Source organism: Vibrio sp. 10N.261.52.C11 (assembly GCF_041471405.1).
Taxonomy (GTDB): Bacteria; Pseudomonadota; Gammaproteobacteria; order Enterobacterales; family Vibrionaceae; genus Vibrio; species Vibrio crassostreae_C.
The window spans coordinates 1,150-9,438 of record NZ_JBFROI010000090.1 but is presented as its reverse complement, the minus strand read 5'-3'; the positions used below and the strand labels follow the sequence as shown (position 1 = coordinate 9,438).

The 8,289-nt window shown below is 43.7% G+C and carries 9 protein-coding genes and 1 pseudogene; 8 read left to right on the top strand and 2 right to left on the bottom strand.

From position 1 onward, the window contains the following. The first annotated feature begins 83 nt into the window (after positions 1-83). From AB4323_RS23115 to AB4323_RS23085, 7 genes are all read left to right on the top strand, one after another. Positions 84-932: an arginase family protein gene (locus AB4323_RS23115; RefSeq protein ID WP_372153448.1), complete on the top strand. Its 849-nt coding sequence runs from the start codon at positions 84-86 to the stop codon at positions 930-932. Next, a complete protein-coding gene (locus AB4323_RS23110; protein WP_017100380.1) occupies positions 913-1,068 on the top strand; it encodes a hypothetical protein in 156 nt (51 codons plus the stop codon). The genes AB4323_RS23115 and AB4323_RS23110 overlap by 20 nt, the downstream gene beginning before the upstream one ends. 49 nt (positions 1,069-1,117) lie before the next feature. After that, complete coding sequence (locus AB4323_RS23105; RefSeq protein WP_240798337.1) at positions 1,118-1,687, top strand: YqcI/YcgG family protein; 570 nt, start codon at positions 1,118-1,120, stop codon at positions 1,685-1,687. 20 nt (positions 1,688-1,707) lie between these two features. Continuing rightward, complete coding sequence (gene cysK, locus AB4323_RS23100; RefSeq protein ID WP_017100378.1) at positions 1,708-2,697, top strand: cysteine synthase A; 990 nt, start codon at positions 1,708-1,710, stop codon at positions 2,695-2,697. Between the two features lie 88 nt (positions 2,698-2,785). Beyond that, positions 2,786-3,958 carry an MFS transporter gene (locus tag AB4323_RS23095; RefSeq protein WP_017100377.1) on the top strand — a complete coding sequence of 391 codons (1,173 nt, stop codon included), beginning with the start codon at positions 2,786-2,788 and terminating at the stop codon, positions 3,956-3,958. A gap of 9 nt (positions 3,959-3,967) precedes the next feature. After that, positions 3,968-4,723 (top strand): SDR family NAD(P)-dependent oxidoreductase, encoded by a 756-nt coding sequence (locus tag AB4323_RS23090; RefSeq protein WP_372153446.1) that lies wholly within the window; start codon positions 3,968-3,970, stop codon positions 4,721-4,723. After that, positions 4,724-5,656: a RimK family alpha-L-glutamate ligase gene (locus AB4323_RS23085; RefSeq protein ID WP_017100375.1), complete on the top strand. Its 933-nt coding sequence runs from the start codon at positions 4,724-4,726 to the stop codon at positions 5,654-5,656. 9 nt (positions 5,657-5,665) lie between these two features. Here AB4323_RS23085 and AB4323_RS23080 read toward each other — a convergent pair. Further along, positions 5,666-5,844: pseudogene (locus AB4323_RS23080) on the bottom strand (IS256 family transposase); the annotation flags it as partial. Between the two features lie 235 nt (positions 5,845-6,079). Between AB4323_RS23080 and AB4323_RS23075 the strand changes: the two are divergent. Beyond that, positions 6,080-6,973 (top strand): dihydrodipicolinate synthase family protein, encoded by an 894-nt coding sequence (locus AB4323_RS23075; RefSeq protein ID WP_017100374.1) that lies wholly within the window; start codon positions 6,080-6,082, stop codon positions 6,971-6,973. A gap of 585 nt (positions 6,974-7,558) precedes the next feature. Here AB4323_RS23075 and AB4323_RS23070 read toward each other — a convergent pair. Then, positions 7,559-8,289, bottom strand: a 731-nt coding sequence (locus tag AB4323_RS23070) for an Ig-like domain-containing protein (protein WP_372153445.1), incomplete at its 5' end; no start/stop codon positions are given.

The following is an 8,289-nucleotide window of genomic DNA, read 5'->3' as shown; positions in this document are numbered from 1 at the left end:
ATAAATAATCATTATTATTTTTTTATATTTATCTAGCTGAGCTATAAAAAGACTTCATTTTTAATATATTGACGTCTTTCTAAATGCCTTTTCAAATACTCTGCTCTCAAGGACGTGTCGCGGACAGAGCAGATCGTATGCTCGAGGGCGCAAAGCTCACAGCAAATAAACTTGCTCTATATTATGACATTACACCTAACTACGTAGGGCAACGATCGCCTACGAAATCGGATGATTGGAGTGTTGCACTCCAGGAATCTCGAAAGACCCTCGCTCTGTTGCAGACAAAAATCTCCCATTTACTAGCCACTGGCGATAGCCCTGTCCTATTTGCATCAAATACCTGCTCAGCGAGCTTAGCGACACTGCCCGTTGTTGCATCGACTTTTCCTGACATAAAGGTCCTATGGATCGATGCACACAGTGACTTTAATACCCCTGAAACGACAGAAACCGGTTATCTCGGCGGGATGGTATTGGCTGCTACATGCGGCCTGTGGGATAGCGGTTTTGGCGCGGGAGTTAAACCTAATAATGTTGCTTTAATTGGCGTACATGACATCGATGAAAAAGAACTTAACAACGTTAATAATGCAGGTCTCATGCACTTTCCCCCTTCAACTCTGACGCCAGAGTCAGTCATCAAATTCATTGGTGATTCCAAAGTCTGGGTTCATGTGGATTGGGACGTTATGGACCCGGGGCAGATTTCCGCTGACTTCAAAGTCGAGGGAGGCTTGAAAGTCGCCCAATTATTGGATCTATTCGAGTCACTTCCTAACAACCAAATTATGGGCTTAGAACTTGCTGAGTTCTGTGCAGATAGCCACTCGTCAGTAGCCAATACAGAAGGACTAGATCTCATCATTCAAGCCGTGGATGCGCTATTCAAAAAAAATAAGAGTTTAAGTCATGGAAATCATCAAAACTAACCCTGCGGCTCTTGCGCCTAATGAGCAACATAAAACCTTGTATACACATGCAGAACTGTTGCAAGAACTGAATCAGTTTTCAAACTGGAAGAAGGAAGCGTGGGAAGAATTCAGTAAGAGAGTCAGCGCCCCCTGAGTTCCCTTGCCTGTTTAGCCGCAGAGCGTGGAACTCTAAGACTATCCAAGTGCTGTTTTGTGAGTCGGATGAACACAACACTTACTACCCGTTTTTGCATGGACTGATTGCTTATACGGACATGTTGAATTCCACTCCAGTTAATAAGCGTATGTTCTCGCCATTAGTGGTGTTTTTTTCTCCGGACCTTTCACTTTCAATGGCACCGCACAAGCTTGGTTGGGAAGTCTTAAATTGGACGCATGAGCACGATGTCGCTCAATGGCCTAGGCATATACCTATCGACCCCGAGGCATCTAAATGGACATACTGCTTTAATGGTGTCGAACTGTTTATCAACATGAGCTCAGACAAGCATCAAGTGCTTAGAAATCGGAATCTCGGCTCACGCCTTAATTTTGTGATTAACGCAAGGGAGGTCTTTGACATGGTCGCTAATGGTGAAACGAAAGGTGGCAGGCAGGCTCGAGAGCGTATTCGAAATCGTGTCAAAAAATACAACAACGGAGTGATGCCAACTGAGTTGGGGTTTTATGGAGAAGAAGAAAACCTCGAATGGCGTCAGTATCAGTTGCAAGAAGCTAGTGTGAAACGACCAAGACTGTGTCCCTTCAAATAAAAACTAACGAGAGAACGTAGATGCCTTTATATAACTCAATAACAGAAACTGTTGGATGCACTCCAATTGTCAAACTAAACAATCTTGCTCCAAAGGGAGTCGAGGTTTATGTCAAAGTGGAGTCTTTCAACCCAGCTGGTTCAGTCAAAGATAGGCTTGCACTCTCAATCGTGTTAGACGCTGAAACAAAAGGTTTGCTCAAGAAAGACGACACAATTATTGAATGCACTTCAGGTAATGTTGGAATTGCCTTGGCCATGGTTGCCGCAGCCAGAGGATACAAATTTATCGCCGTAATGGGGGATGGATATTCGCTAGAACGCAGGAAGCTAATTCGCGCTTACGGTGGTGAAGTCATCTTGTTCCCAAGTGAACAAGGTAGTAGCGGCGGTAATCGAATTGCCGACCAGCTTGCAGCTCAGAATGGATGGTTCAGACCCCGCCAGTTCGATAATCCAGCTAACCCTGCTTATCATCGTGAAACGACAGCAAGTGAGATACTCAGTGATTTTTCTGGTAAGCGTTTGGATTACTTTGTCACAGGCTTTGGTACAAGCGGAACTCTTACGGGTATTGGACAGATGCTGAAGGTGGCACGACCGGAGGTTGAAATTGTCGTCCCAGAACCTAAAGGTGCTCAGATCCTCGCAAAGGACCAATGGAAAGTTCACCCCATCCAAGGTTGGACCCCAGATTTCATACCAAGTGTGCTGGATAAGAGTGTGGTGGATAACCTTGTCACTGTTGATGGAAATTTGGGGATCACGACGGCACGTGACTTAGCTCGTCACGAAGGCATTCTTGTTGGTATCTCTGCCGGGGCAACGGTAGCTACAGCTTTAGAAGTGGCTAAATCTGCATCTAAAGGAAGCGTGATATTGGCAATGGCACCAGATACAGGAGAAAGATATTTGTCTACTGAGTTGTTTGATCAACTTGGTAATGAAGAAACGGACCCTTTTATTACAACTTGGAGCGAAGAGTCTATAACAGCTGAATGTAATGCATAGTTCACCCTCTAAATACTGGATTTATGTTAATAGTACACGTGACATGTAAACGCTATCAACGATAATTATCAACGAAAGGAATACTCGTATGGAAAAACGAATTTCATTAAGTGTGTTGGCGTTGGTCATGTTCTGTGTGACCTACTCTGTAAACCTTCAAGCACCTCTTTACAGTGTTTATGCCGAAAACAGTAACATGGGCCCCGCGGCGGTCGCCATCGCCTTTGCTGCCTATGTATTGGGTCTATTGCCTACTCTATTAATGCTAGGGGGTATTTCAAATAAAGTAGGTAGGAAGCAACCCATATTCCTTGCACTATTGTTAAGTGCGGGGGCAACGGCATTGCTCGTCATTCAGCCAAATTGGACCTCGTTATTTGTCGCAAGACTGCTATTGGGTGTTGCTACCGCCTTAACCACAACCTCAGTCTCAGCGTATATATACGACCTTATTGATGAACGAGAACAAAAATTTGGTACGTTGCTAGTGGCCGCGTCTACGTCGTTGGGGTTTGGTAGTGGTGCACTTGCGACAAGTGTGAGCCTAAACGTAGCTGGCATGACAGTGCTGCCATACAGTTACCTCAGTCTATTTCTACTCGTTTCTTTGTTGTTGTTGTTGCTGGTTCGATTGCCGAGCAACCAAACCATAAAACCAAATCTCAAACTCATTACATTGCCTTGCTTCCCCACCAACACGTGGTCGTATGGTTTAGGCATGATGTTAGCTTGGGCTACAACGGGTATGGTCATCGCAATCGTACCAATACTTCTCAATGAGATGGGTTTAAGCGATTGGACTGGCTTAATGGTTTTCCTATCTATTTGCACTGGTTTTTTGACTCAACACATTGCTAAACGCTTGCACCCAAACTCAAGCCTAATATTGGGATGTTTCTTTACGGTATTTGGGTTTAGCCTCATAGCACTTGGCTACTATCATGAATCTATCACGATCATTCTTTTCGGAGCCAGTTGCACTAGCCTTTCAAGTTATGGTTTCACATATATGGCGGGGCTACTTAAGTTTACGAGTAACCATAACATCGACAAGGCAAGCTCTACGGCTGGCATGTACATCTATTCTTATGTCGGATTTTCGATACCTGTAATTACGTCCGGATTCATAGCGCAGCGCTTCGGTAACTGGATGGCGATACTCAGTTTTCTAACACTTCTACTGGCTCTTTGTTTCATTATTGTCGTCGGAAAGTTGATAGAAGGGAAGAAACAAACTCACTTTATGAAAGTTAAGAGCTAGGAAGGCTGAATGTCAGACTCACAGATTTCGCTCATTACAGGAGCAAACAGAGGGATCGGTTTTGAAATTGCAGCAGAACTTGGCAAGCAAGGTCATAAGGTACTGCTTGCTGGTAGAAAAGCAGCAGCAATTAAAGAGGCTGCTGCTAACCTGAACCTCCAAGGTATCGAAGTCTATTGCTTATGTATGGACATTACCGACGACAAATCTATCAAAGAAGCCGTCCATATCGTTGAAACCTTGTTTGGTAAGGTCGATATACTTATAAACAACGCAGCAATAAGGGTTGAAGAATATGGCACACCGCCGTCTGAACAACCACTCATAAAATGGTTTGAAACGTTCAATACAAATTTGTTTGGTACGGTAAACGTAACCCGCAGCTTTTTACCTTTACTCAAGCGCTCAATGAAAGGAAAAATCCTCAATGTATCGAGCTTATTGGGATCGGTGACGTTACATAGTGACACCAAATCATACGCATACACGGATGAATTTAAATCTCTACCAGCGTACAGTGCCTCAAAAAGTGCCCTCAATTCTTGGACTGCTCACCTCGCCTATGAGCTTCGAGATACCTCGATAACGGTAAATAGCATCCATCCCGGCTATACAAAGACCGACTTAAACGATGGCGATGGGATGTTAACCCCAAAAGAAGGAGCCCTCACAGCGATAAAAGTGGCACTTGATGCTGACAGCTTAGTGAGTGGTCAGTTTATTCACATGGAATCCCTTCTCCCTGGTAGTAAAAGGAATAGTTAAATGCTCGCAACAAAGAAAGTCGCTTTAGTCTCAGATAGTGATAGCCTAGCTGTCGACTATGATATGCCTTATATTCTGGACGCTTTTAAGCGTACTGACGTGGAAGTTGATGTGATATTTTGGGATAGCCCCAACCACGATTGGGCTATGTATGATGTGGTTGTCCTGCGCTCACCGTGGACCTATATGGAGAAAATTGAGCCATTCATTGAATTTTGCCAACAAGTTGAAAATTGTTCAGTACTGCTCAATCCTCTATCGGTGATCAGATGGAACTCAGACAAGAGTTATTTGAAACAACTCGAGAAGCAGGGTGTCCCAATTGTCCCGACAGAAATCATCTACTCAGAAACTGAGATTCAAGCAGCCGTTGCTAATCTTCAAGATAACTACTGGAAAGTTCACGAAGTCGTGATTAAACCAACAGTTGGTGCCTATTCATTCGGTGTCATTCGTCTGTCCATCGAAGATTTAGACAAAATAACTCAGCATGTGCGTTACCTATTAGGACTAGGTAAGGGCGTCATTATTCAACCATACCTACATACGATTGAAGAGCATGGTGAAACGAACATGATTTACTTTGATCATACGTACTCACATGCGATTAAGAAGGAACCTTTGCTCGCACAACGTGGTGAGACTAAAACGCCGGACATGGAATTTCGCAAGCTAAAAGAAGCGAATAGTGAAGAGAAGGCGTTGGCGAAGCGTATATTGAGGTTAGTACAAAGCAATCTTGGTCTTTCTCAACCACTTCTGTACGCGAGATTAGACTTCATTGAAGGTAAAAATGGTCGGCCGCTGCTGCTGGAACTTGAGATAACCGAACCATCACTAAGCCTACCACTTACGCCTGAATGCGTTGATATATTTGTGCAGTCGATTATTGATAAAGCCCCAAAGCCTGTATATATAAAGGATTCTTTGTAACTGCCCTGGTTACCTATAAGCAGTTAATCGGTCTTCGAACATAATTATAAAGCGGTTCAGAACTTGTCGCCATTTGCTTATATGGGCATCGTCCATTGTACGGAGACATCCTGGATCGCTAAGAAGATCGTCTTCCCTGCCACTTCATCCGTTGGGAATAGCTTACTTTTGTTGACGGCTTTCGAGATAAAAAGTGACGGATAAAAATTTAGCCTATGAAGTTTCTGGACAAAAATAAATCAGTACCTTTGCTAAATTAGAAAGTCATGAATAACTACAGGTATGGAAAGTCACTTAATTTGGTGTCCAGTCTTGGCTGTGCAGATCATTGTCTATCTTTACCATCCTGTTTAATGTATTTGCGATAGGCTCATTATGGTCGCATAACACTCGGTAAACACACATAATGAAAGGAATTTATCTATGATATTTAAAGGAATCAGTGCTTTCCCGATCACCCCGATGTCGGATGAACGAATCGACGTGACCGCTTATAGTCAGATTCTTGGCCGTTTAATTAACGCAAGGGTTGATTCTATATGTGCCTTAGGGTCAACAGGTTTATATCCGTATTTAAACGCATCAGAGAAACATAACGCGATTGCTACAGCAGTTGAAATGGCAGGAGAAATTCCTGTCTTGGCTGGCATCGGGTCGCTACGATTAAGGGATGTGCTTGCTAATGCTGAGCAAGCAGAGCAGCTCGGCGTAAAAGGTCTTTTACTCGCGCCTATTTCTTATCATCGGTTATTCGATGAAGAAGTCTATGAACTCTATCGACGTGTATCGGAGAGCGTTTCGGTACCTATCTGTGTATACGACAACCCAGCTGCTACCCATTTTACCTTTAGTCACGAACTCCATGCTGAGATTGCAAAGCTAAAAATGGTGCAGTCAATAAAGTTCCCTGGTGCGCAATTTGAAGATCAGGGTGGATGCCGAGTTCAAGCTCTCAGAAAACTACTGCCAGGCAATGTAACGATTGGAGTTAGTGGTGACGTATTCGCTTCAAATGGCATTCAAGCAGGATGTGACGTTTGGTATTCCGTCCTAGCAGGTTTGTTCCCACTCACCGCTCTATACTTATTTAAGCAAGCCAAAATTTCTTCCCCTGCGCAAGCGAAAGAACTCTCTCTAAGATATGACAGACTGTGGCAATTGTTCTCAGATAATCTCGGTGCCATGAGGGTGATGGTCAGTGCGGCAGAAATATTAGGCTATGCTGAATCCCCATGTTTACCAACCCCTTTGACAGGATTAGATAGTGAATCCAAGCTCATTCTGCAAGAAATTATCTCAGAGTTAGATCTCGCTTAACACTATATGTAGAGTGAAATTTCTTACGGGATTTTTCGACCCAAAATCAAGATGGCAAGCTTTGGACCAAAACCGTGTCAGTGTTTTTACTAATCTAGCTGCCACGGGTAAAATGTGATCTACCCTGTCAGCACGAAGCTGGACACTTCTGAGTTACGAACCATAGAACATCCTGACTTTGCGGATTACTTCTAGTATTACAACCATACGACCACCCTGCATGTTGTTGGCCAAATGCCCTTATCCACTACAGATGGCAATTGCCGACAACAAAAAACTTATACCTAATAAGTCAAAACCTAAAACACCCTCTTTTAGAAGGTAATATCCAGAAACAATACCAATAATAGGTATAACCAAGATATTTAAGTTAGCTGACATCATCAATATACTTCGGCACTTCTGGTAGGTTATTTCATCGAAGAAGACTACCAGTTCATCTCAATATCTATCTGCCTAGGTTTTATCTTGATAACTAACTAATGTATTAAAGTACCTGCCAAGCACTTTATTAAAATCACTAATATAACCACCTACCGAGGTAGGTGGTTTTGAGAGAGAAATCTAAGACTCAGACGTTTGCCGCTAAGGAACAGAGACACACGATGCGTAAAGATAGTCGTCGCTCGGCATAGTGAGCCCAGAGTGACCATTTCTGAGAGATATATTGGCATAGCCCGGACCACGAGACGTTGATGTCCAGTAATTTATCCTGACTGCCCAGCCACGAGCAGTAAACATATTTCCATTTGTGTTGAATAGTCCCCTTAACTCATTCACAGTAGCTAAACGCCAGTTGGTTCGTCCTGCAATACTCTTGGAATTATATGTGTCACACAATGAATCTGCGTTATTCCAATCGAAAATATAGAAATCCCCAGTAGGACCTGAAGTTCCTATTTCTTGTGTAAAACCTTTATTTGTACTGCCTCCTCTACTATCTAGGAACGTTTTGGATGGTGAATTTGTAAACAATTTCCCACTACCAGTATCGAAGATGTCAAGACATGAAGCTCCCGTACTCCTACATGCATAGACCTCCACGTCCACTGTGTTACTGGTGACTCCGTCTAGGAAAGCCTCAACCGTCGTGGTGGCGACTGTGTCCCCAGACAATAAACCAGTAGGCGTGACCGTTGCTGTCTGTGGTTCATCCGGTGTCCACGTGACCGAACGGCTGACATCTGATGAGGTCCCATCACTGTAGGTCGCTGTTGCAAGTAACTGTTGTGTTTGACCTTTCGCGACTAAGACCTGTGAAGGCGTGACGGTGAGCGAGGTGACGATGGCATTGGTCACCTCCACGTCCACTGTGT